The sequence below is a fragment of the Citrobacter sp. Ce129 genome (assembly GCF_030334545.1).
GTDB classification, from domain to species: Bacteria; Pseudomonadota; Gammaproteobacteria; order Enterobacterales; family Enterobacteriaceae; genus Citrobacter; species Citrobacter europaeus.
On the sequence record NZ_JAOWDS010000075.1, the window covers coordinates 1 to 26,457 of the forward strand.

Annotated in this window: 12 protein-coding genes and 1 pseudogene; 7 read left to right on the plus strand and 6 right to left on the minus strand. The window is 54.3% G+C overall.

The features are described from left to right. The 4 genes and pseudogenes from OGV77_RS24935 to OGV77_RS23950 form a co-directional block, all read right to left on the minus strand. Positions 1 to 442 (minus strand): annotated as a pseudogene (locus OGV77_RS24935) (VENN motif pre-toxin domain-containing protein); the annotation flags it as partial. 707 nt (positions 443 to 1,149) lie between these two features. Next, positions 1,150 to 1,524, minus strand: coding sequence for a CDI toxin immunity protein (locus tag OGV77_RS23940; RefSeq protein ID WP_000171782.1), 375 nt, complete (start codon positions 1,522 to 1,524; stop codon positions 1,150 to 1,152). A gap of 5 nt (positions 1,525 to 1,529) precedes the next feature. Beyond that, complete coding sequence (locus OGV77_RS23945; RefSeq protein ID WP_286503000.1) at positions 1,530 to 13,382, minus strand: hemagglutinin repeat-containing protein; 11,853 nt, start codon at positions 13,380 to 13,382, stop codon at positions 1,530 to 1,532. Between the two features lie 12 nt (positions 13,383 to 13,394). After that, positions 13,395 to 15,032 (minus strand): ShlB/FhaC/HecB family hemolysin secretion/activation protein, encoded by a 1,638-nt coding sequence (locus tag OGV77_RS23950; protein WP_226792009.1) that lies wholly within the window; start codon positions 15,030 to 15,032, stop codon positions 13,395 to 13,397. A gap of 307 nt (positions 15,033 to 15,339) precedes the next feature. Here OGV77_RS23950 and OGV77_RS23955 point away from each other — a divergent pair, with 307 nt between their 5' ends. Beyond that, positions 15,340 to 16,116 carry an MBL fold metallo-hydrolase gene (locus OGV77_RS23955; protein WP_087051661.1) on the plus strand — a complete coding sequence of 259 codons (777 nt, stop codon included), beginning with the start codon at positions 15,340 to 15,342 and terminating at the stop codon, positions 16,114 to 16,116. 19 nt (positions 16,117 to 16,135) lie between these two features. Further along, positions 16,136 to 17,086, plus strand: a complete 951-nt coding sequence (locus tag OGV77_RS23960; protein ID WP_087051662.1) for a GlxA family transcriptional regulator — start codon at positions 16,136 to 16,138, stop codon at positions 17,084 to 17,086. Here OGV77_RS23960 and OGV77_RS23965 read toward each other — a convergent pair. Beyond that, the gene (locus tag OGV77_RS23965; protein WP_087051663.1) at positions 17,083 to 17,691 is read right to left on the minus strand and encodes a class I SAM-dependent DNA methyltransferase; all 609 of its coding nucleotides are present in this window, start codon (positions 17,689 to 17,691) and stop codon (positions 17,083 to 17,085) included. The genes OGV77_RS23960 and OGV77_RS23965 overlap by 4 nt on opposite strands. A 155-nt stretch (positions 17,692 to 17,846) precedes the next feature. On the opposite strand from OGV77_RS23965, the gene OGV77_RS23970 reads away from it, so the two are divergent. The 5 genes from OGV77_RS23970 (at position 17,847) to OGV77_RS23990 (ending at position 24,515) form a co-directional block, all read left to right on the plus strand. Next, entirely contained in the window at positions 17,847 to 18,938 is a 1,092-nt protein-coding gene (locus OGV77_RS23970; protein WP_141110925.1) for a LacI family DNA-binding transcriptional regulator, read from the plus strand. 121 nt (positions 18,939 to 19,059) lie between these two features. Beyond that, on the plus strand, positions 19,060 to 22,137 hold the full coding sequence (locus OGV77_RS23975; RefSeq protein ID WP_087051664.1) for a beta-galactosidase: 3,078 nt from the start codon (positions 19,060 to 19,062) through the stop codon (positions 22,135 to 22,137). 57 nt (positions 22,138 to 22,194) lie between these two features. Next, positions 22,195 to 23,448 carry an MFS transporter gene (locus tag OGV77_RS23980; protein WP_087051665.1) on the plus strand — a complete coding sequence of 418 codons (1,254 nt, stop codon included), beginning with the start codon at positions 22,195 to 22,197 and terminating at the stop codon, positions 23,446 to 23,448. Positions 23,449 to 23,477: 29 nt separating this feature from the next. Beyond that, positions 23,478 to 24,089, plus strand: coding sequence for a galactoside O-acetyltransferase (lacA, locus tag OGV77_RS23985; protein WP_043015334.1), 612 nt, complete (start codon positions 23,478 to 23,480; stop codon positions 24,087 to 24,089). Positions 24,090 to 24,242: 153 nt separating this feature from the next. Then, a complete protein-coding gene (locus OGV77_RS23990) occupies positions 24,243 to 24,515 on the plus strand; it encodes a YceK/YidQ family lipoprotein (protein ID WP_087051666.1) in 273 nt (90 codons plus the stop codon). A 44-nt stretch (positions 24,516 to 24,559) separates the two neighbouring features. Here OGV77_RS23990 and prpE read toward each other — a convergent pair whose 3' ends face one another. Further along, the gene (gene prpE / locus OGV77_RS23995) at positions 24,560 to 26,446 is read right to left on the minus strand and encodes a propionate--CoA ligase (protein WP_087051667.1); all 1,887 of its coding nucleotides are present in this window, start codon (positions 26,444 to 26,446) and stop codon (positions 24,560 to 24,562) included. Positions 26,447 to 26,457 lie beyond the last annotated feature (11 nt).

Genomic DNA, 26,457 nt, shown 5'->3' on the forward strand with positions numbered 1-26,457 from the left:
AGTTATTCTCAACTGCGTTTTTACCAGACTGCGCACCCGTTGTCGTGCTTTTCGAATCACCACCGGCCAGATTACCTGCCAGACCGGATGCGATAGTCGCAAGATTGCTGACTAACTGCCTGTCACTTTCATCCAGCTCGCTGACGTGCTTGCCCGGATACATCGTTTTCAGTATCGCATTCGCAGCAAGCTCTCCTGCCGCTGCGCCAGCCGCTCCGGCTGCTGCATTGTTCCCCTGCATAGCCGCCGCAGCACCGCCCAGTATCGCATGCGCGATGGCTTTAGCCGCGATATCATCCTCATCGAGGCCCGCCTTATGGCCTATGATATTGGCAAGCTCCGGTGCCGATGCACCCGCCAGCGCCGCGCCAATATCACCGCCAGCCAGCCCCTGCAGAGCGCCTACGGCAGCCTGAATACCCCGCTGAATATCGCTAACCGTTCGCCCATCGGGTAGTTTACCGCCCCTTCCACTTGGTATTTCTTTAATTTCTGTGGGAGATAAGGCATCGAACTCTTTATTAGCAGCATTACTACCACCTGTTCTTTCGAAAAGTTTTGAACGCCCTGTAGTTTCAGGCCCCTTCGATGATGTCGAGGTTAAATCCTCAACAGTAATATTTTGCTTTTGACTGTTCTGCGCATTCTCCTCATCCTGCGGCTCCCAGCCGCCCGGCGTTCCTGAACCTGCACCACCAAATTCAGCCTTCTCAGCATCCGTCAGGTTATTGCCCGCATTCGGCCCTTCTGTCTGCCCTACATCATCAGCAGAACAGGCCCGACCGAAGGAACACTGGGTCGCTTTATCCAGCGCCTCCTTCATTTCTTTCAGCTTCTTGTCCAGGGCCGTTGCTGTTGGCATCGTTCACCGCATCGCCGGTATTGTTGCCTGCGACCGGTGGCGGCGGAGCTGGGATTGCCAGCGCATTATTCTCAACAACAACTCGATCCTGTGCACATTGCTGTGATGAAACAGTTTTGCCCTGTGCTTTCCGTGAGTTACAGCGGTTTTTCCCTGTTGCATTTTCTCCACGTTTTTTTTTGCGTTGTTACCCTGTCCCGCTGTTGAGAGGAAAACCGTGTAAAGCTATGGCAGATGACGCGCAAAAAAAATCCCGGCATAATGGCCGGGATTTGCAAGCTTTCCCACTATTTCTTGATTCCTAAACGGAACATATCAGTTGGGAATAAAGGTTGTATTATCACTTCATCATTAAAAATGAATAATTTGGGCGATAAAGCTGTTACGTCATAGATATTTTCAGCGATTAATCTTAGATTTGACCTAAAAACTGGAATACTTGCATCATCTGCAAAGACAAACATGTCATCGTTTTTTACAGAGTTTGCACTCAATAGCTCATCAAAACTCTCATAATCAGAATGCCTGATCTCTGACCAAGTAACACTTCCTTTCGCGAGAGGATACTTATTTAAAATGCCCAGAGCCTCCTGCTGAGCCAGCCCCTCTACTATATTAAAATCAGCACTCAGTGCTTCCCGACACTCATCAAATAAAGTCATTTGCTCTACCTGTTTAGCTGTTTCAATATTGTTTCAAAAGACTTTTCATTGCCTTCAAAAGGTATGACTTGCTTCACCGCTTTTCCAGGGCCTTTACCCTGCGAGTAATCCCATATATTGATGTGTGTGCCTTTTTCAGGATCATAATCAACACGCCAACCAACTTTTCCGTCGCTGGATTGCCGCCCTATGACTTTCCCATTACCAGCGCTGACTTCCAAACGTCCGATAACTGGCTTAGAGTCCGCTCCTAAATTACCTACAAGATCCAATGCCTTGTTTCGAGCAGTTTCCCAGTTTTTCTCTGGCTTGAGGATTTGTTCAATTTTAGGCTGGGAATTCCCTTTAGCCTTACTAATTCCCCCAAATGCTGACGCCGCAGCGCTCGCGACTATTCCCGCCTGAACTTCATCCAGACCGTATTCTTTCTGGAGTGCTTCCGAGACTTTGTTGGTCGCGACAACCCCTTCGGCCTGCATTTGCTGCGCAAAAGTCGCCGTCAGATCGTAGACCATCTTGATCGGGATATCTTCACCCAGAGCACGATCTATTGCCTGCTTCACCGCCAGACTGTCAGTCAGTACATCACCGTATTTCTGCTGGCAGGTTGCCGGGCTAGCTGCACAGTCGCTGATCAGTTGCTTCTGCTGTGCCGTACTCAACTCTTCGTACTTTTTGATAATACCGCCGCAGTCACCGCCTTTCGCCTGACAGGACTTCATTTCAGCGGACCAGGCATCTAACTGCTTACTGCTCAGATAGTTATTCTCAACTGCGTTTTTACCAGACTGCGCACCCGTTGTCGTGCTTTTCGAATCACCACCGGCCAGATTACCTGCCAGACCGGATGCGATAGTCGCAAGATTGCTGACTAACTGCCTGTCACTTTCATCCAGCTCGCTGACGTGCTTGCCCGGATACATCGTTTTCAGTATCGCATTCGCAGCAAGCTCTCCTGCCGCTGCGCCAGCCGCTCCGGCTGCTGCATTGTTCCCCTGCATAGCCGCCGCAGCACCGCCCAGTATCGCATGCGCGATGGCTTTAGCCGCGATATCATCCTCATCGAGGCCCGCCTTATGGCCTATGATATTGGCAAGCTCCGGTGCCGATGCACCCGCCAGCGCCGCGCCAATATCACCGCCAGCCAGCCCCTGCAGAGCGCCTACGGCAGCCTGAATACCCCGCTGAATATCGCTACCCGTACCGTATTTTGCCTGCTCGGTTTTATATGCCGCTGAGTTCCGTAGTTGCGTCTGGTATCTTGCTTTTTCTTCATCACTGGCGTTCACATCCGGCTCAGGAATACCTTCCTTTGCCAGCGCTTTTTTACCCGCATTCAGGCCATTTATCTCACCCTGCGTCCTCGCGATATCCGCCGCCTGGTTACCTATCTGGCCTATCAGTTGCACTTCCTGCAGGCGCTTCTGCTCTTTTTCCTTGTCAAAAATCGGACTGATGCTGCCGTTTGCATGCTCCGCATCACGGCTCAGACCGGCGACATCCTGCTTCTGATTTTCCGTGTCGCGAACCGTTATCGTCCCCTCACTCACCGCCGCCTGCGTTGTTCCTTCCGCATGCCCACTGCTGCCACCTCCGGCAATCAGGGCGTTCGCCAGATTACCCGCGAACTGTTGACCAATACTGCCCCCTGTACTGATCCCTCCCCCCTGGTGCTCCACTTTGTAATCTGCCTGATTGTGGATATCGCCAAAGCCCAGCGTGCCCGTATCCAGACTGTTTTTATCCGCCGAACCGGTAGAAGCAATGACCGCGCCATCCAGTTGGGTGTGCTTGCCCACTGTGATATCAAAGCCACCGTCACCCGCGAAGATGCCACTCTGCTCCTGCACTGAATCAAAGTCGCTCTTCATCCTGTCGCGGCTGGCATTAAGACTTGCGGAAGCGGTCCCCGCGCCGAAGGTGTACCCCACTCCTCCGCTCACGCTGTTCTGTTTACTGTCGTAGTGGTCGCTATCTTGTGTGCTGGTTATCGTCAGATCGCGGCCTACATCCGCCGTCACCTGTTTGCCATTGACCTGCGCACCAGCAAGCGTGGTATCCCGCCCGCTGTGTATCGTGACCTGATTACCCGCATCCACCGTGGTTTCATTCTGCCAGGTACCGTTGCCTTTCTCATGCCCTTTGCTGCTGTTGGCGTTCGCCGAGACGCTGATCCCCGCACCACCAGAGCCCACGCCGATACCCACGCCAATACTGCCACCGCTGCTACTGTTTTTACCGGTTGTCAGTTGCGTATCCTGTGAAGCGATGAGATTCACGTCCCGGGCGGCATCCAGTGCCACATCCTTACCGGCCTTCACTTCACTACCAGCAATAGTAATATCGCTACCTGTGGACGTGATATTGACGCTGTTGCCTGCGTTCAGAGTACTTCCCGTCGTTGAATCCTGCTCACTATGGGAGGTCGATTTTGAGGACTGTGAGCCCAGAGAGGCACTAATACCTATCGTATTGGTATTGTCTTTAGCGGTCCCTTTCGCCTGATCCAGAGCCACGGCCTGGCCGGCTTGTACTCCGGAGAGCACTGCCTGCGTGCCCTGCAGTGCCGCCAGTCGGGAATCGCTGCTTTGTTTTGCCCCCTGCGCTGCTGAAACCGCGCTGTTCACCGCACTGCCAGCAGCCCCCGACAGCGCCACCGTCAGTCCGCTGGTTTTCTGCTCAAACTTCTCATCACGGGTGCGTTTGTCATGACCCGGTTCAATAAGTACGCTGTCGCCGCGAACAGCAATATCTTTCTGGGCGATGATATCCGCGCCGCCGATATGTGCCTGCTGGCCTGCGGTGATACTGACGTTGCCCCCCGTTGAGCCGACAGTGCTGAAGCTCTCGCTTTGGGTGGTGCCTTGTTCGCGCAGATCGTGCGTCGTTTTACTGCTACCGATGGTGAAACCGATCCCGCCCGACCCCATCAGACCGCTCTTTTTAGTCTCTTTAAAGCGCCATGAGGTATCCGTATTGGTGGCAGCAACGATATCCACATTGTTGCCAGCCCCCAGCGCCACATTGCCGTCACCGGCAACGGCTGAGCCCTGTACCAGAATGTTATTCCCGGCGGCGACCGTCACATTGTTCCCACTCAGCAGCGCGCCTTTTTCCCGCGTAGCGCTGTCTTCTTCAATCGTATGGGTAGTCTTTTTACTGAGGAATCCTTTTTTGGTTTTCGTGGTTTCCTGGTAGTGATAATCGCTCTCTGTGGCGGTCGTAAGATTCACATCCCGGCCTGCCGTTACGCCGATATCGCCCTGCGCCGTAACATCCGCTGCCTGTGCGTTTACATCACGCCCGGCAATAATGACGGCGTCGCCGCCGCTGGCAATTTCCGTTCCCTGCTGGCGTACGGCGTCATTGACCACGGTTTTCTTCTTCGCACGATAACTGTCGCCGTCTGTCGTTGCGTCAGCCAGCAGGTTGACATCTCGCCCGGCCAGCAGACCGACATCATTCTCCGCAGCCAGCCCGGCCGCATGGGAATTAATATCCTGGCCCGCTTTCAACACCAGATTGTCACCCGCTGACACGGTGGTACGGGAAAGCCCTGTGCTGTGCGATTCACTGCCGCCGTTACGGCTACTTTGCTGAGTGGTGGCCGCATTCAGATTGAGATCGTTACCCGCTGTAAGCTGAGCATTCCCCCCCGCGTTAACATCGCTGGCGGTGACGTTGAGGTTATTCCCGGCATTGATACCGAGGTTACCGCCCGCGCTGATAGTGCTACCCTGCCAGTCCACTGACGAACGGCTAGTCTCGGTTATCCAGCGTCCGGAGTGGCTCCGGGCATCGTTAATCTGGTTGGCATTTACCGCAATATCTCCCCACGCCTCCATCAACAATGAACCGCCCGCAGAGAGATTGGCGCCCGTAACGGTGATATCTTTGCCTGCCGAGAGCGACAATCCGTCCTGCGCGGTAATGGATGCCGTAGACCCCGGCAACGTATCTTTAAAGCTCACATTGCGGTATTTGTCCCTGGCACTCACATCAATCTGTTCCGCCAGCGTCAGGTTATTGATGTTGCCGCCCAGGCTTTCCAGCGCCACCGTTTTTCCGCTGATGACGGAGCTGACGTTATTAATGTCACCCCTCGCGCTCAGGTCGAGATTGCCCCCGGCCTGCATCAGACTATTGTTAAGGTTGTTAATACTGTTTTGGCTGTCGAGAGTGAGATCGTTTCTCGCCAACAGCGTACTGCCGGAGTTGGTGATATTCCCGCTAGTCAGTTGGACATTATTCCCGGCAATGACGCTACCGTTGTTCACGGTGATATCTTTCGGCGAGAGATACAGCTTCGGTATCATTACTGTCTCACCGTTGACGGTCGCGGCTTCCCACCACAGCATGCTGTGCTCAAGGGACGCTATTTGATCGGCCGTCAGCGCCACGCCAAATTTCAGTCCCAGCGACTGCTTAGTGCTGGCAGCGCTATCCATCAGATAACGCATCTGGTCAAGGTCAGAACCAATACCGTTGATATATCGACTTCCCGTCTGATTCAGCATGGCGTTACTGACATAGCGGGTATCAAACGCCGCATCACCGAGGAAGCGGTAGTCATATTCCGGGTTCAGTTTGAGACGATCGAGCATATAGGCCGATCCCAGGAACTGGTTTTGATCGGTATACGCAATATTGGTTTCACGCGGCGCTTCGCCAGGTTTGATACCCAGCATTGCATTCAAATCACCAAACAGGCTGGGATCGAGCTGACCAAGACCGTTCAGTTTCGGATTAACGTTGATCAGGTACGGGCTTTTCGGATCGTCAGAGACGACGAAATACCCGTTGTTTCCGGAAGGTAACGGATACGCGCTGGTATCCACCGTTTTGCCCTGATTTTGCCCGGCGGCATTCACGCCCTTCTCGCCTGGGTTAATCAGGCCATTGAGTTGACCGAGGCTGGCGTTACCTTTCTGCGTGGTAGAAACAGGGTTGAGCGTAGAGTCTGATACGCCACCGCTTTCCAGCGAGCCTCCGCCGTTAATCTGCTGCAATGCGTCATGCAGTCGATCGTTCCACTGTGGGGAACTGACGCTCACCGTGTCATTGCCAGCCAGTGCCTGCTTTTGCACCCCATTACTGATAGTTTGGTTGCTGAGGGTGTTGAGGGTCGGGGTAACGATGGTATTGCTAACCCGTCCCCCACCAGAGGTTGCGTTTTCGTTGCCAATAGAAGCAGTAAACCTGGCGTTTACATTACCGCCCGCCTGAATCACAGAACGGTACGTTTCTCCCCCTTCCTGAACCCGGTCATGCCCTTCCAGGGTAAATGTTATTGTGCGTTCTTTAGGAAGCACAATAGTTTCACCTTTACTGTTTCTCCCCTCGTTATAACGCGGAGGTAACACATCTATATTATTTACGGCAAATTTCTGACGTGAGTATTTCTCTGGGGTATAGGTATAAACCAGATAATCAGTAAGCGTCCCGGACTGCCAGCTCTGGTTATTTAATGTGCTTCCTGAAAGGTCGATATTATTATTTGCCAGAATAGTACTGGCTGCGTTATCCAGCGTGTTTGCGCCAATTGACAGATTTCGCCCTGATGAAATACGAGCTGCGCCGCCAGAGCTGGAAACCTCTGTTTTTACCTGGCTGGAAATGAATTTTTGCGTCGCGGTATCTTTGAACGGCGCGTAGTAATACTGATAATAATGGTGGTAGCTACAGGCTCCATGTGCGTTACAGGCTCCTGATTCTGTTGTGTAGGAATAACCATTAACACCATAGGAGCCTGACGGTAATTCGCTTATATCAACTTTTATTGTCGCATCACCTATCCCTGGAATACTGTTTGATCCAGCTATTTGTGTCTGGTTTGTTTTCAACCCATCCCGCTGGTTCAGCAGATGTCCTGTTTTGAGGGTGATATCACCGTTCTGGGTTTCGATATTGCCGGAGGTGTTGACCACTTCGCTGTTGGCATTGCCCGCAGCATCTCGCTGCATCCACAGATTGTTGCCCGCGAGGATATCGCCGCGCTGGTTGGTGATGGTGTTAGCATAAAGCGCCAGATTATTTGCCGCGTACAACAGCGCCGTATTGACGATGGCGCCCGGTGCATTGAGCGTCAGAGAGCCACGCGTTCCGGTGAAACCAGCGACTGAAATATTACCGCGACTGGTCAGCGTAATATCGCCACCGCCCTGTAACGTTCCGGCGGCATTGAGCGCCACGTTGCTGCCACTGAGGTGGCTCGCACCGTTGCCCGTTGTAATTTGCCCGTTATTGCTGAGCTGTCCGCCCGCCGCCAGGTTGAGCGATTGCCCTTGAAGCACGCTACGGTTGTCGATAGCGCCATCGCTGGTAATGGTCAGCGTTTTACCCGCGGCAAACGCGCTTTGCGCAGTAAAACCATTCACCAGTTTCAGCGTCAGATTACCCAGCGCAACCACCTGTCCCAACGCACCCAGCCCGCGACTTTCAACGGACAGGTCGCCGCCGCTGAACAGTTTCCCGGCCGCATTCTGATTAACTTCGCTGGCATTCACACTCAGCTGCGAGTTCCCTAACAGCGTACCGTTATTCGTCAGTTGCTCGTATTTCACCGACAGTTGACCGGCCTGCGCGGTTCCCTGGTTGGTAAACCGGGTCCCTGCAAGCGTGGCGCTATCGGCCAGCCAGTTACCGTCATTGGTGGCCGTTGTCGCATTCAGAATGAGATTTGTCGCCTGTAACCAGCCTGCGCCGGAATATTCTTCCGTGGTCAGCGTCATTCCCGCGCCGGAAAGCAGTTTGCCGTCATTGAGCGCGCGTGTTGTGGCGTTAAGATGAGTCTCTCCACCGCCCTGCATCAAACCGTAGTTGGACAGCACTGGCGTAGAAAGCGTCAGCCCCTGGCGGCTGACAATCTCCCCGGAAGCCTGGTTTATCAAATCACCGCTCAGCGACAGCGTTGCGCCATTATCCCCTTGTAGTCTTCCGCTGTTGGTCAATGCGCCGGTCGTCATGCCCAGCGTCGCACCCTGAATTTTACCCTCGTTGGTGACTGACGCCGCAGTCAGATCCAACGCGCCGCCGCTCAGCATACTGCCCGCTTTCTGCTGCCTGACCGCGCCGTTCATGGCAAGCGTGAGCGCATTTACGCCGCTAACCGCCGCGCTGTTATCAAGGGTTGTCCCCTTCAGCGTAAGATTTTTCGCCGTCCATTGCCCGGAGTTAGTCAGAGAAAGCGCCTGTAGCGTCGCGTTACCAAGGGCGGTAATTTTGCTGCCAGCCGCAGAAGTCAGGTTATTTGCGAGCGTGAGTTGCAGGGCGTCGGCGCTTTGTATTGCCCCATTGTTTGTCAGCGTTTGCGCACTGAGCAGAACGGACTGTCCCTGCCACGTGCCATTATTCGTCACATCGCCAGAAGTGAGTTTCAGCGCCCCCTGCGTCAGCAGTGAACCACCTGCTGCGTTAATCAATTCCTGTTGCGGTGAAGCCATCGCCATTCGCGCCATCAGACGCTGACGAGCCTCCAGCGTCAGGCTTTGCAGGCCGGTCAGCGTGCCCTGATTGTGGATCCGGTTTTGCTGCAGGGTCAGGGTATTTCCCTGTACCGTGCCACTGTTATCGAACTGTGCGCCGTCGAGCGTTACGTCGCTCTCGCTGAGCAGTTTTCCGCTGTTATCAAGCTGCTGCGCGGTTAGTGACATTCCGCCATGACTCATCACATCGCCTGATGTGGTAAGGCCGTTGTTTACAGTAGCCGTCAGATTACCCAGGCTTATCAGCGATCCTTTGTGCAGCCAGTTATCAGCGGTCAGTGTAAGCTGCTGCCCCTGCAGCGTTCCTTGCGTCGTTATATTGCCAGCATCAAAGGTCAACGCGCCGCCGCTCAGCGTACGGGAGGTTGTACCCGTCGTGAGAACATCACCAGACAGCGCAAGCCCGTTCGTCCCCTGCCACAGGCCTGAATTGTTTAACGTCGAGGCTGCAAGTGTCAGCCTGTCACCGGCAATACGTCCGGCGCTGTTGATATCATCAGCCGTAAGCGCCAGCGCGCCGCCACTTTGAATGTGTCCGGGGTTAGTAAGTCGCCCGGATAGCTTGCCTTCCAGGCCATGTAAACCGTTAAGCACGCCGCTGTTATTCAGCGAGTCGGCAGTGAATGTCAGGGTATTTCCCTGCAGTACGCCGGCGTTTTCCATCGCACCGGTATGCACCAACAGCGCATTACCGGCCAACCATTTACCTGTAGCATCCGTGGTGAAGTTATTCGCAGAAACCGAGGTACTGTCATTACCCTGAACCAGACCGCTGTTACGGATGGATTTTCCATCCAGAGTGACACTTTTCGCCGCCAGCGTACCGCGGTTATCCAGAGAGGCAGTATTTATCGACGCCCCCTGTTTCGCCACCAGGTTACCCTGGTTTTCAACTGAGTTTGCCAGCGTCAGGTCCAGGGAATCGGCCTGAATATCACCGGCGTTAATTAATGTGTTGCCGCGCAGCGTGAAGTTGGTATTTGTCAGCAGCAGACCGTGGTTTTCCAGCGAATCGAGGCCTAAATCCAGCCCCGCACCGCTAACCAACTGCCCCTGTTGGCCATTGAACAGATTGCGGGTGGTGAGCTGTAGTGCCGAATTACCCTGCACAATGCCGTTATTCATAAGCTCCGGCGCGGAAATGCTAAGGGATTTTGCTGCAATCGTTTTGTCGTTAAACAACTGCGCCGCAGCCAACTCGAACAGGTTGAGACTGCGCAGCGATCCCTGGTTATCCAGTCGCCCGTTAGCCTTAATTTTCAGGCTATCCAGTGCCTGAACGCTGCCGCTATTGTGCAGGTTATCCAGTCTAATCGCCGCCGTACGGCCCTCCAGTTGGCCATCATTTTCGAAACGTTTTCCGCTAAGCTGTAGATCTTCACCGCTGGTCACCTGCCCACCAGCAAGGTTAGTGAAGCGATTGCCATCCCAGGCGAGCGTCTGATTCCCCTGCAGGATCCCACTGTTGCTGAGATCGCCGTGTAATGCCAGCACCTTCGCCGCCAGCATTCCGCTGTTATTCGCACTGGCGGCATGCACGGTCATACCTTGTTGACTGAGTACCTTACCCTGGTTAGTGAACGCGTCGTGTACTGTCGCCGTTACCCCCGTTTCACCCAACGCATTACCGCTGTTTTGCCACGTATTTGCTTCCAGATTCAGCGTGCCGCCCTGCAGCAAGCCGGTGTTGTGCAGGGTCTGACTCTTCAGGCTCAATTCACCCACCGACAACACATTCCCGTCGTTTTTCACGTCCTGACTGTTCAGCGCGAGAGTATCAGCAGCCATGAGTCCGAGGTTATCTGTCTGCTGTCCGTTAACAGATAATGACGTGTCCGCCAGCAGGCGCCCCGCGGCCTCGTTTTTTACCGTCGCATATTCACTTTGCAGATTAACGCCGTTAATTTCTCCGCCGTTAACCAACTGGCGGCCGTTGAGATGCAATGAACCGTCGGTGGTAATCAGCCCATGGTTGGTCAGATACGGAATATCCAACGCCAGAGAATGCCTGGCATAGAGCGAGCCGCCGCTAAGGTTATCTAACTTATCAATCTGTAGGTCCATTGCCGCGTTGCCCTGCATCAGACCGCTATTCACAACATGCTGACTGTGGAGAGTTAGCGTGTCGGCTATCAGAGAGCCGCTGCTGGTCAGCAGTTCAGGTGCAATAATCGAGATGCGTTCAGCGCTGGCGCTGCCGCTATGAGTCAGCGTCGCCGCGCTGAGCGTCAGGGTGTCTGCCAACAGTTCGCCATGGTTATCAACTGACTGCTGTGCGCTGAAACCAACGCGTGCCCCGGTGGATTTCCCGCCATGACTGAGCCTGTCAGCCGTCACATCCAGCGAACCTTTCGCCGCCTGTACGCCGTCCAGCATCACGCTATTGCCGGTAATCGCAAGGTCCAGACCGCTCTGTAAATGACCGTCTTTGCCGGTAGTCAGTTGCTTTGCGCCGACGTTAAGCGCACCGGCGGCATTAACCTGACCGTTCAGGTTAAGGTTTTGCGTAACGTTTAACCGTATGTCTTGTTGCCCGGCGATCAGCGAATCTTTCGCGGCAGTGAGGTTTTCAGCATTGAGCGTTACCCCCTGGTTGCCAGAGAGGACGCCATATTGTTCAACTGACGCGGCCTGCACCGTTAGAGTGCCATCAGAGAGCAACTTTCCACTATTACGCAGCGTGACATCTGCCCGGATATCCGCATCGTTTTTCGCGCTCAGGATCCCCTGCTGGTTGAGCGATGCCGTCTGAACTGAAAGCTGGCTGCCGCTCGCCAGCGTGCCCATATTATCCAGCGACCCGCTGCGGACCGATACGCTGTTACCCTGCATCAGACCTGTGTTACTAAGGCTGCTGACAGAAGTATCAAGACTGCCGATTGCCGCCAGTTGACCACCATTAACGAGGAGGTCACCGGAGAGAGATAAAGCATCTCCCGCATTAACCTGTCCCTGGTTGTTCATTTCGCTACCGGTCAGGCTTAATGCGCCTTTCGCATCGGCCCGACTGGCGTTATCCAGTGCTATGCGCTGCGCCTTCAGCGTTAATCCGTTACCTGCTGAGAGCAATCCCCCTTTCGCCGACAGATCGCCGTTACTGTTAAGGCTAACATCAGCATAGCTACCCAGCGTGGAACGGGTCAGCGTCAGTCCATGAGTACCCTCGACATCCAGTTTTTCTTTGCTGGTCAGGTTGCCGTCGGTGACTGTCAGCGAGCCGTCACTGCGCAGTGAGGTGTTTTTCTGGCTAACCAGGGTGGTTGCAGCAACGGCTACATCCTGTTTAGCAGCCACCTGCAACTCGCCAGCTGCGGCAATCCCGCCACCATCGATCGTCACCTTGCCATCGCTACCCAACTGCACGTTTGCGCCGCTGGAGAGATTTGCATCCTGTAGCGCTAACGCCCCGGTGCTGTTGATGGTCATCCCGCTTGCGGTCTTATGACTACCGGTTAGCGTGACGCCTTCGCCCCTGGCAGAAAGACCACCATTTGCCAGACTGTTGCCGATCGTTAATTTCCCGTTAGCATTGAGGGTGATATCACCCTGACGGGCATTCAGATTCCCGAGGTTGACCCCCAGCCCTTTCTCGCTGGAGACCAAATGAATTCGATTAGCATACATGCCGCCTAACGCGCCGGTATCAACCGCGATTTTCGGTGCTTCTCCTTCGCCATTTAGCGGGCTCGTCTGGCCATTCGCCGCAACGCGATTCGCCCCAGCGATAACTGTCAAATCTTTGGCGTGTAGCGCAGCATTGATTTCCGTGGCGCGAGCAATAATCGACACTGCATCGCTCTGGCTACCATCCAACCCCTTACCTTCGATGGTAATGCTGCCCTTGCTTACATCCAGCGACTGCAGGTTGCCATTGGCGTCCAACACAGGTTTACCAGTGGTCAGGGTGGCGTTAGGCGTGTTGATAAATCCACAACCATTACAGGTAATGCCATAGGGGTTAGCGACCATGACGTTGGCGGCTTTCCCCGCGACTTCGGTATAGCCCTGCAGTTGCGAACGGTTAGCGCCGGTAACTTCGTTGATGATCCCTGAAGCTTCCTTTCCTGGCTGTAGGTTTGGGTTATTCTGGATAATGCCGCCGAGCTGAGTTTGGGTAAATTGCCCGGTCGCGTTGTTAAGGATCAGCCCCTCTTTTCCCACGTTGTAGTCGTTATATTTATTGTGTGAAATCCCGGACTGGTTCGGCGTGGCAATATTCACCACCGGAACACCATTGGCGGCTTTATCCATCTGCGTATTGCCTTCAGGCGTGATGACGGCAGCCATCGCCGGAAGCAGTGGTTGGGTAGCCAGCAGGAAACTCAACATGCCGCTTAGCAAACGCTGGGAAAAACGAACCTGATCCTTTTTCATCACCCTTGTTCCTTAAAATGCCACCGCAACGCGGTAATACACATTGAGATGATCCGGGGCCAGCCAGTCCGGATAGTTAACTGGCGTTCCTACGGTAAACTGAGTAGAAAACCAGCGACCTGAGCTGGTTAATCCCAGCGCAGCCCCCCACAACGTGCCGGAGGCATACCTGTCAACGCTATCCTGTTTCAGCCAGCCGCCGTCGAATGCCGCCATCGCGCCAATCTGTCCGAATACCGGCAGCGTAAACAGCGAATAATTCACTTCGTTGCGCCAGTAGCCGCCGTTATCTCCAGAAATGTATTGTTCTTTAAAACCGCGAACGGAGGTTTCTCCGCCCAGCGTCAGGCGTTCACTGCCGTAGAGTCGGTCCACAGACCATTGAAAATAGACGCTGCTAAGCCACCACAGTCTTTCTGCCAACGGGCGCTGAAAACTGCCATTGACGCTCCATTTGCGAAATTCCGCCCTTGGAACATCCCCCTGTTTATCGTTGTCATCCTCTGCGCCAAACCACGGCACGCCCTGGGTGAATGAAGGGTTAAACGTCGCAACGCCAGAAGCAATTTTTTGCGTATGGTTGATGCCCAGCGAAACGCTGGAAAGCTTGCGGCTACTGGTTTCCAGCAGGACATCATTCAATCTGTTACGGTTAATTCGATGCGTGAGACCCAGCGATGCAGCGGTCTTGACATCACCATTGCGAAACAAAACCCAGGATCCGTTCAACCGATGGGTTTCGCTATCACCAGTGGAACGCCAGGCATAACCATTGTTATCAATAGTGCTGAGGTAGTTACTCCAGCTGTAGCTGTAATCAAGCAGTCCGTAGCCATAAGGAATACTCACACCGGCTGCAAAGTTCTGCGCATCTTTGCTACTGGAAAAATCGCTGCTGCGTCCGCCGCTGATAAACCATTTATCTGCCAGGCCGAGCATATTATTGAAAAATAATGCACCACTGAGTTGCCCGGTTCCGGTGCTCTTTTGCCCGCTGTTATCAAAACTTACTGAACCATTGAGTGGAAATTCTGGCGTGGCGGTGAGGTTAACTATTGAGAACCCTTGCTGACTGCCCGGCAAAATTTCAATTTCCACCGGCGTCTGGCGAACGCGGTTCAACTGCTCCATCCCCTGTTCAATGTCACGCAGATTGAGAATTTTTCCTTCCATTCCGGGAAAGGTCATCAGCAGAGTGCGCGATGGGACGCCTTCCAGACGTATTTGCTGCAATTTCCCCTCAAGCACCGCGATATGCAGCACCCCGGATGAGAGATCCTGTTCGGTTAAAAAGGCACGACTGGTGATATAGCCTCGACTGATATACCAGTCGGAAATTGCATTTGTCAGTTCCGTCAGCCGGGGAATATCCAGGCATTGATTCACCCACGGCGCGATAAGCTTTGCCGAGGCAGCGGCGGACAACTTCGTTGCGCCGTCAATATCAATGCGCGAAATCATAAAACACGGCCCTTCAGCCCGGGCTGGTGTTTTCGGCGTTACGGTTTCAGGCAACGTAACGCTACGCTCCAGCTCTTCACGCTGACGCTGGTTTTCATTAAGTAGCTGCTGCTGTTGCTGCTGAATGGTATTACGATCCGCAGGAGAGAGTGGTGCGGCAGAAGCAGTTGTGAACGGCAAAATTAACATCCCAATCAGTAATGCCAACTTTCTTTCATCCCTGAACGTCACCCCAACCCCCAAAAAAGTACGAAAGCGAACTTGACTGCAAAGCACAGTCGACCATTTTAAAAAAGCACAAAATGTAAACAAAAGTAAAGACATTAAGTGCTTTTTCACTTCATTCCTATTGCATTTTAGGATTTTTTATATTTTTAAATTAAATTATTCTTACTCTGTTGGCCCAATCTCATCGCTAGTCGCCCATTTGCCCACATTCATCTTCTGGACAACACTCTACGATGACACCACTGACCCAACACGTGGAGTAAATACCATGAACATCACACAAATTCGTAACGCCACACAGCGCATCACCTTTGGTGGAATGACTTTTCTGATCGATCCGATGCTGGCAGCGAAAGGCGCGTATCCGGGTTTTGCCGGAACGGCACGCGCGGAGATCCGCAACCCAACCGTCGATCTGCCCGTTGATATCGCAACCCTGCTCAACGTCGACGCGCTGATCGTGACCCATCTGCATGAAGATCACTGGGATGAGGCCGCAGCTCGCGTCGTGCCGAAAGACAAACCTATTTATGTGCAAAACGATTACGATGCGCAGGTGCTGCGCGAGCAGGGTTTTACACAAGTGAACGTACTGGCGCAGAACACCATGATCGGCGATATCACCCTGCGTAAAACCGGCGGTCAACACGGTTCGGATCGCGCCTACGCTATCCCGCAAATGGCTGAGCGTCTGGGTGATGCCTGCGGGGTTATCTTCCAGCATCCGGCGGAAAAAACGCTGTATCTGGTTGGGGACACCATCTGGCGCGACGAGGTGGAAAACAATATGCGGACGTTCCAGCCAGACGTGGTTATTTTGAACGCAGGTTTTGCCCACGTTATCGGGTTTGGCCCAATCATCATGGGCGCGGAAGATGTACTCAAAACCCACTTCACGCTACCCGAAGCACAAATTGTGGCGACCCATATGGAGGCGATTAACCACTGTCTGCTGACCCGCGCGGCACTGCAAGAATACGCCCGCGATAACCAGATTGCGCAATTTGTTAACGTGCCGGAAGATGGCGAAACCCTGACGTTTTAAAAACCCACAGAGGAACCGTATGCAACCGCTTAACGTCGCCATTGTTGCCGTGGAAGATTTCAGCCCGTTTCACTTCTCGGTGCCGTGTATTATTTTCAGTGACAAAGTGGCGGCGAAAAAGCGTTTTGAGGTGCAACTGTGCGCCGAACAGCCGGGGATCGTTTCTTCACAGGATGGCTTCTCCATTACCGCCGCTTACGGCTATGAAGCGGTAGAGGCCGCCGACATCGTGGTGATCCCCTGGTGGGGTGCCACCGCGCATCGTCCACCACAAAGCCTGCTGGATGCGCTCAACCGCGCACGACAAAACGGCGCACAGATTGTCGGGCTATGTCTGGGCGCGTTTGTCCTCGGCTATGCCGGTCTGCTGGATGGCAAACGGGCGGCTACGCACTGGGAGTTCGAGCAGGATTTTCAGGCGCGCTTTCCGGCGGCCCGTCTGGATATCAACGCGCTGTACGTGGATGACGACGGCATTATTACCTCGGCAGGCACCGCCGCCGCGCTGGATTGCTGTCTGTATGTCATCCGTCAGCGCTTTGGCAGCACGGTAGCGAATCAGATTGCCCGACGGATGATTGTGCCGCCACATCGCGAGGGTGGCCAGGCACAGTTTATCGAACAACCGGTGGCAAAAAATACCAAAGATCAGCGCATCAACATCCTGCTCGACTATTTGCGTCTGCATCTCAACGAACCGCATAATCTTGACGAGTTGGCGCAGCGGGTGATGATGAGTCGTCGCACACTCACCCGCCATTTTATGAAGGCCACCGGGTCAAGCGTGGCCGAATGGTTGATTGCCGAGCGCCTGCGTCGTAGCCAGACGTTGCTGGAGTCCAGCCAGTTACCCGTTGAACGTATCGCCGAACAGGTTGGTTTTCAGTCGCCCGTCACCTGGCGCCAACATTTTAAATCCCATTTTGGCGTTAGCCCGGCTGAATGGCGTAAAACCTTTCGCGGCGATTAGCCTCTTTTTTGCGCCAGCCAGATGGTATGTCCGGCGCACTGCGGATCTTCCATCATCATCTCGACCACCGCAAAGCCATGCGCTGACAGCAATGCGCGGTATTCGTCCGGCGCGAGGCTGGCGTGAAACAGCGGCTCGCCCTCAAATTGCCCCATGGCAATGCCGTTGTCCGTACCGCTGGTGAACATCAGCGCGCTACCGGGATGGCTGAGGCGGTCAAAAATCGGGAACATCTTTTGCTGGTCCTGCTGGGTTAGATGGAAAAAACTGTCCCAGGCGATCAGGCCGTCGAACGTCTCGTTAAGCACCAGCTCGCGCATATCTTGCTCCAGCCAGCGCTGTGCGGGAAATGAGTGCCGGGCGCGGGCCAGCATCGCCGGGGAACCATCAATGCCCGTAAGCTGAAAGCCTTGCTGGATAAAATAACCGGCAATCGGCTGACCGTTGCCGCAGCCAATATCCACAATGCTGCCCTGCCCGCCCATCACGGTGATGAACTTATCCAGCCAGCTTTTCTCGAACAGGGCGCGTGAGCGCTGACTGGCAAAGGCATCCGCATGGCGTCGGTAGATGGACAGAATATTATTTGCCGCAGAATCGCTCACAATGTCCTCACTTTTTTATTCTGTTAAGCACAACGACGATAAATCCTCCAGCACACGAGGCGCAACCCTGGAATGCGCCTCGCAGAACCTATGCGCAAATCCCCCAAAACCGTCCCGCTGTGGCATCATAGCGCGCAGATAACGTCATGAAAGGGGTGATAAACGTGAAACCGGTAACGCTATACGATGTGGCAGACCATGCAGGAGTCTCTTACCAGACCGTCTCGCGCGTCGTGAATCAGGCCAGCCACGTTTCCGCAAAAACCCGACAGAAAGTTGAGGCCGCGATGGCGGAGCTCAATTACATCCCTAACCGCGTCGCACAACAGTTGGCGGGAAAACAGACGCCGCTGATTGGCGTCGTGACGGCGAACCTTGCCCTGCATGCCCCGTCGCAAATCGTTGCCGCCATAAAATCCCGCGCCGACCAGTCGGGTGCCAGCGTGGTGATCGCCATGGTCGAGCGCAGCGGCGTTGAGGCATGTAAAGCCGCGGTGCATAACCTGCTTTCTCAGCGCGTAACCGGGCTTATCATCAACTATCCGCTGGACGAAGAAGACGCCATTGCCGTGGCTGCCGCCTGCGGTACGGTGCCGGTGCTGTTTCTTGATGTCTCTGACCAGACGCCAATTAACAGCGTGATTTTCTCCCATGACGACGGCGCGCGCCTCGGCGTTGAGCATTTGGTGCAGCACGGACATCAACGGATCGCCCTGCTGAGCGGGCCGCACACTTCTGTTTCGGCAAGGCTTCGGCATGCGGGGTGGCACAAATATCTGGCGCACTACCAGCTGCAACCCACCGCGGAGCTGGAAGGCGACTGGAGCGCGATGTCCGGTTTTCAGCAAACGCTGCATATGCTTAATGACGGTAACCTCCCCACCGCCATGCTGGTCGCGAACGATCAGATGGCGCTGGGCGCGATGCGGGCAATCAGCGAGTTTGGTCTGCGGGTGGCGCTGGATATCTCAGTGATCGGCTACGATGACACTGAGGACAGCGCCTGCTACATTCCACCGCTGACCACCATCAGGCAAGATTTTCCGTTATTGGGTGAAACCAGCGTCGACAGGCTGCTGCAACTTCCCCGTGGCGAATCGACCGTGGGCAACCAACTGCTGCCCGTAACCCTGGTTAAACGCAAAACGGTTCTGCCACCCGATACCCAAACCACCTCTCCCCAGGCGCTGGCAGATTCACTGATCCAGCTGGCACGGCAAGTTTCTCAGCTCACACCAAAATTGTGAACGCATAACAATTGTGTGAGTCAGTTCACTCATTGAACGCCCTATCCTTTACAGTTGGGATCGCTTATTCGTATTTTGATTGAAATTGTGAGCGAATAACAAATTCAAACAGGATACCGTTATGAACCTGAACACTGATTCACTCTCCGCTGTTCTGAAACGTCGCGACTGGGAAAATCCCGGCGTCACGCAGCTCAACCGTCTGGAGGCGCACCCGCCGTTCTGTAGCTGGCGCTCAGCGGATGATGCGCGTACTAATCAGCGCTCGACTCAGTTACGTTCGCTGAATGGCCAGTGGCAATTCGCCTGGTTTCCCGCGCCGGAAGCAGTGCCGGAAAGCTGGCTGACAAGCGATCTGCCACAGGCTGACACTATCAACGTTCCCTCTAACTGGCAGATGGACGGTTACGATGCGCCAATTTATACCAACGTCACCTACCCAATCCCGGTTAATCCTCCGTACGTTCCGCCACAGAACCCGACAGGATGTTACTCGCTCACATTCAATATTGAAGACGCGTGGTTAGATGAAGGTCAGACACGCATTATTTTTGACGGCGTCAATTCCGCGTTTCATCTGTGGTGCAACGGCCGCTGGGTCGGCTACGGTCAGGATAGCCGCCTGCCATCGGAGTTCGATCTTAGCGATTATCTGTTACGCGGCGAAAATCGTCTGGCCGTGATGGTGCTGCGCTGGAGCGACGGCAGTTATCTGGAAGACCAGGACATGTGGCGCATGAGCGGGATCTTTCGCGACGTATCTTTGCTGCATAAGCCCACTGTGCAAATCCGCGACCTGCGCATTAACACCCATTTTAACGACGACTTCAGCCGCGCCGTACTGGAGGCGGAAGTCAGAGTGGCGGGCAACGCGAGCGAAGAGTTACGCGTCACCCTGCAATTGTGGGAAGGTGAAACGCTCACTCACGAAACGACCTCCCCACTCGGCAGCGAGATTATTGATGAACGCGGCGCTTATCATGACCGGGTTACCCTGCGTCTGAACGTCGAAAAGCCGGCGCTGTGGAGTGCCGAAACGCCCAATCTGTACCGTGGCGTTGTGCAGTTATGCACCGCGGACGGAGTGCTGATTGAAGCGGAAGCCTGTGACGTAGGCTTTCGTCAGGTTGGTATTGAAAACGGCCTGCTGTTACTTAACGGTAAGCCGCTGTTGATTCGCGGCACCAACCGTCATGAGCACCATCCGGTCAACGGCCAGGTGATGGACGAGGCGACGATGGTGCAGGATATTCTGCTGATGAAGCAGAATAACTTTAACGCCGTGCGCTGCTCCCATTACCCGAACCATCCGTTGTGGTACACCCTGTGCGATCGCTACGGTCTGTATGTCGTCGACGAAGCCAACATTGAAACCCATGGCATGGTGCCGATGAACCGCCTCACCGACGATCCCGCCTGGCTGCCTGCCATGAGCCAGCGCGTCACGCGCATGGTACAACGCGATCGCAACCATCCGAGCATTATCATCTGGTCACTGGGCAATGAATCCGGCCATGGCGTCAATCACGACGCACTCTACCGCTGGATAAAATCAGCAGACCCGTCACGCCCGGTACAATATGAAGGCGGCGGCGCAAATACCGCGGCGACCGACATTATTTGCCCGATGTACGCCCGCGTAGATCAGGATCAGCCCTTCCCCGCAGTCCCCAAATGGTCGATTAAAAAGTGGCTGTCGATGCCCGGCGAGCAGCGTCCGCTGATCCTCTGCGAATACGCCCACGCCATGGGCAACAGTTTTGGCGGCTTCGCCAAATACTGGCAAGCGTTCCGTCAGTATCCGCGCCTGCAGGGCGGGTTTGTCTGGGACTGGGTGGATCAGTCGTTGATTAAATATGATGATAACGGCAAGGCATGGTCAGCCTACGGTGGCGACTTTGGCGACACACCTAACGATCGTCAGTTTTGCATGAACGGACTGGTATTCGCCGATCGCACTCCGCATCCGGCGTTATACGAGGCCAAACATGAACAGCAGTTCTTCCAGTTCACGTTACTGCCGGGCGCTGAACGCCAGATTGAAGTGACCAGCGAATACCTGTTCCGCCGCAGCGATAACGAAGTTCTGCACTGGTCGATAGCTCAGGACGGCAATCCGCTGGCCGCCGGAGAAATCGTTCTGGATATCGCCCCACAGGGCCGCCAGGTGATTACCCTGCCTGATGTCCCGATGCCGGAAACCGCAGGCCAGCTGTGGTTGACGGTGCGCGTAGAACAACCTCAGGCAACCGCGTGGTCAGACGCCGGGCATATCAGCGCCTGGCAGCAGTGGAAGCTGGAAGAAAAACTCAGCCTGGCACGGCTGCCAACTCACTGTTTCGCGCCACAGCTTAACGTTAGCGAAAACATCTTTACCGTTGAGAACGATAACAAGCGCTGGCAATTCGACCGTCAGTCTGGCCTGCTGACACAGTACTGGATTGGCGATAAAGCCCAACTGTTAACCCCACTGACCGACCAGTTCACCCGCGCGCCGCTGGATAACGATATCGGCGTGAGCGAATCAACCCGCATCGACCCTAATGCCTGGATTGAACGCTGGAAGGCTGCCGGTCATTATCAGGTCGAAGCAACGTTACTGCACTGTGCTGCCGACACGCTGAGCAATGCGGTACTGATCGCCACCGAACATGCGTGGCAGTATCAGGGTGAAACGCTGTTCGTCAGCCGAAAAAGCTACCGCATCGACGGCAAGGGTGAAATGCAAATAACGGTGGATGTCGACGTTGCCAGCGGTACGCCGCATCCGGCACGTATCGGCCTGAGCTGCCAACTGTCGCAGGTCGCAGAGCGAGTGAACTGGTTAGGTCTCGGTCCGCATGAGAACTACCCGGATCGCCTGAGTGCCGCCTGTTTCGATCGCTGGGATCTGTCGCTAGATGAGATGTACACCCCGTATGTTTTCCCGGGCGAAAACGGTTTGCGCTGCGGCACGCGTGAACTGCACTACGGCGCGCACCAGTGGCGCGGAGACTTCCTGTTCAACATCAGCCGCTTTAGCCAGCAGCAACTGATGGAAACCAGCCACCGCCATCTGCTGCAACCTGAGGCGGGCACCTGGCTCAATATTGATGGCTTCCATATGGGCGTCGGCGGCGATGATTCGTGGAGTCCTTCCGTGTCGCCGGAATTTCAGCTGAGCGCCGGACGTTATCACTACCAGGTTATCTGGGGTTAAACATAATAATAATGGGCAGGTTATGACCTGCCCTTATTTTTCCTGAGGAAGTCTGTTATGTATTATTTAAAAAACACTAACTTTTGGATGTTCGGCTTTTTCTTCTTCTTTTACTTTTTCATTATGGGTGCCTATTTCCCCTTCTTCCCTATCTGGTTACACGATGTAAATCAGATCAGTAAAAGTGACACCGGGATAATCTTCGCCTGTATTTCACTGTTTTCGTTATTATTCCAGCCAATTTTCGGACTGCTTTCCGATAAGCTTGGCCTGCGTAAACACCTGCTGTGGGTCATTACCGGAATGCTGGTAATGTTTGCCCCGTTCTTTATTTACGTTTTTGGCCCGTTATTACAGGTTAATATTTTACTGGGTTCGATTGTCGGCGGGATTTATCTTGGCTTTATTTACAATGCCGGCGCTCCGGCGATTGAAGCCTATATTGAAAAGGCCAGCCGCCGAAGCAACTTTGAATTTGGTCGCGCGCGCATGTTTGGCTGCGTGGGCTGGGCGCTGTGCGCCTCAATTGCCGGAATTATGTTCACCATCAATAACCAGTTTGTCTTCTGGTTAGGTTCTGGCTGTGCGGTCATTCTGGCATTGCTGCTGCTCTTTTCAAAAACAGATGCCCCCTCTTCAGCAAAAGTCGCGGATGCGGTAGGTGCCAACAACTCGGCATTCAGCCTGAAGCTGGCGCTGGAATTATTCAAACAACCGAAACTCTGGTTCCTCTCCCTGTACGTGGTCGGCGTTTCCTGCACTTATGACGTATTTGACCAGCAGTTCGCCAACTTCTTTACCTCATTCTTTGCCACCGGCGAACAGGGTACCCGCGTGTTTGGCTACGTCACGACGATGGGGGAATTGCTCAACGCCTCGATCATGTTCTTTGCGCCGCTGATTGTGAACCGCATCGGCGGAAAGAACGCCCTGCTGCTGGCCGGTACGATCATGTCGGTGCGGATCATTGGTTCATCATTTGCCACCACTGCGCTGGAGGTCGTGATCCTCAAAACGCTGCATATGTTCGAGATACCGTTCCTGATTGTCGGTTGCTTCAAATACATCACCAGTCAGTTTGAAGTGCGTTTCTCGGCCACGATTTACCTGGTGTGTTTCTGCTTCTTCAAACAGTTAGCCATGATTTTCATGTCAGTTCTGGCCGGAAAAATGTATGAAAGCATTGGTTTCCAGGGGGCGTATCTGGTGCTGGGGATCATTGCGCTGAGCTTCACGCTAATTTCCGTATTCACCCTTAGCGGGCCGGGACCGTTTTCCCGCGTTTTCACTCCAGCAAGTAAACAAGCCTGAAGACCAATGACACAGAGGGAATATCTTCGATGAGCATGTCGATAAGAGACCGAATAAAAGCAGGCAAGCTGTTTACCGATATGGGCGAGGGACTGCCGCAGGAGAGACTGCGCGGAAAAGAGTTAATGTATGAATTTAACCATACGCGTCCATCGGAGGTTGAAAAGAGGGAAAGACTGATTCGTGAAATGTTTGCCACCGTGGGAGAGAATGCGTGGATCGAGCCCCCCATTTATTTCTCCTACGGCAGCAATATTCACATTGGCAAAAATTTCTATGCCAATTTTAACTTTACCATTGTGGATGATTACACGGTCACCATTGGCGATAACGTTTTAATTGCGCCAAACGTCACGATCACGGTAACGGGTCACCCTGTTCACCACGAATTAAGGAAATCCGGAGAGATGTTTTCCTTTCCGGTCACCCTCGGCAATAACGTATGGATTGGCAGTAACGTAGTCATCAACCCGGGCATAACGATTGGCGATAATTCCGTTATTGGCGCGGGGAGCGTGGTCACAAAAAACATTCCGCCAGATGTCGTAGCCGTGGGGGTTCCTTGCAGGGTAATAAGAAACATTAACGAACGAGATAGAGAGTACTATTACCAAAATTATAAAGTGGATCCGTCAATTTAAACCGTCATGCCGGATACACCACTCACGTGGTTTATCCGGCCTACGATGTGCAATCCTCACATGATGTACCCTGACCTGGTAATTTAAGTTCCGAGGACAACCAGCCGCTTTTTTACCGTTATGATAAAACGGGGCGAGAAGCCAGGTCATAGCATGAGCAAAAAGACGGTTGCGGTAATGGCGCTCTTTATCAGCGTATTACTTTCAGGATGCGGCAGCATTGATGCACGCACGGCAGGTGAGGATTCAGATACGTATTACGTGGGTATGCACCATGATATTGATAAACTAAAAAACCCGGGCGCTTACGATTATAACTATTTCGATTTAGCACTGTTATTTGTTGATGTGCCGTTATCGTTCGTGGCCGATACGCTTTATGCACCGTTTGATTACTATCACGGACCGTATAAGAAAGCGGATTAAAATGCAGGCCCGGTAAGCATTGCGCCACCGGGCATAACACGACGCTACTCCTCGATCGCCTGACGGATTTGCTGTAACGACGCGGGATCGTCAATGGTCGTCAGATCGCCAGGATCGCGGCCTTCGCAGATCGCCTGAATCGTTCGTCTGAGCATTTTGCCGGAGCGTGTTTTCGGCAGTTGCGATACAAACCAGACGTGCGCCGGACGGCCAAAGTTACCAATTTGACTGTCCACCAGCGCCATAATCGCCTTCTCTTCCGAATGAGCAATGTCGCGGTCTTCCAGGCTGTCACTCTGTTTCGGAATGACAAACGCGACCGCCACCTGCCCTTTCAGCGCGTCTTTCACGCCGACTACCGCCACTTCGGCGACGTTTGGATAGCTGGAAATGCTTTCCTCTATCTCGCGCGTCCCCAGCCGGTGCCCGGCCACGTTGATGACGTCATCTGTCCGACCAAGAATAAAGTAATAGCCGTCCGCGTCACGAATCCCCCAGTCAAAGGTGGCGTATACCTGGCGGGAAAACAGTGACCAGTAGGTATTCACAAACCGCGCGTCATCCCCCCAGATGGTCTGAATACAGCCTGGCGGCAGTGGCCCTTCAATCACCAGCATCCCCTTCTCGTTCGCCGCGCAAGGTTCACCGGTCACCTCATTGAGCAACTGCACGTTATAGCCGTACATCGGCACGCCTGGACTACCGAGGCGCGACGGTCTGTCGTCCAGCCCGCGGGCGATCGCCATAATCGGCCAGCCGGATTCGGTCTGCCAGTAGTTGTCGATAACCGGGACGCCCAGCGTTTCCGTGACCCAACTGGCGGTCGGTTCATCCAGCGGCTCACCCGCCAGATACAGCACTTCCAGCGAGGAAAGATCGTGATTACGGATTTGCGCGGTCGGGAATTTCTTCAGTACGCGAATGGCGGTCGGGGCCGAGAACATCCGGCTGACCTGATACTTCTCAACAATTTTCCACCACACCCCGCAATCCGGATACGTTGGCAGCCCTTCGTAAACCACCGTCGCCATCCCCGCCAACAGCGGGGCGTACACGATATAGGAATGTCCAACCACCCAGCCGATGTCCGACGCGCAGAAGAACACGCCGCCTGCTTTACCTCCGAAAATGGTGTACATCGAGGTCGCCAGGGCGACCGCATAGCCGCCAACGTCGCGCTGGACGCCTTTCGGTTTGCCGGTTGTCCCGGAGGTGTAGAGAATGCAGGACGTTTCGTTTGATTCCAGCCAGACAACTGGCACCCGCGCCCCGAGATGCTGTTGGCGAAGGGCGGCAAAGTCGAGGTCACGCCCCTCGACCCGCGCCATTTTCGCCAGACCGCGATCGACCAATACCACATGACGCGGCTGGTGCTGCGCCTGATCGATCGCATCATCGAGCAGCTTTTTATACGGCAGGATCTTGCCGCCGCGCGCCCCGGCATCCGCCGAAACGATAACCATCGGTCGGGCGTCGTCAATGCGCGCCGCCACGCTGTGCGAGGCGAAACCACCGAACACCACCGAATGGATCGCCCCAATGCGCGCGCAGGCCAGCAGCGTAATGTGCGCCTCGGCGATCATCGGCATATAAACCAGTACCCGATCGCCGCGCTGTACGCCCAGCGACAACAGCATCGCCGCCGCGACGTTTACTTCGTCATACAGCTGACGAAAGGTAAACGTGCGTTCTTCTTCGGTTTCTGATGACACCGCAATCAGCGCCAGCGCCTCGGGCTGTTTGTCCAGCCAGCGATCGATGGCGTTATGGCACAGATTGGTCGTGCCGCCGCAAAACCAGCGGGCAAACGGCGGGTTGCTGTGATCCAGTACCTGTGTATACGGCTGCTGCCAGTCAATACGCTGGGCCTGCTCGGCCCAGAACGACTCCGGCTGCGTAATCGAACGTTGATAAAACTCGCTATAAGACATAATGCTCTCCT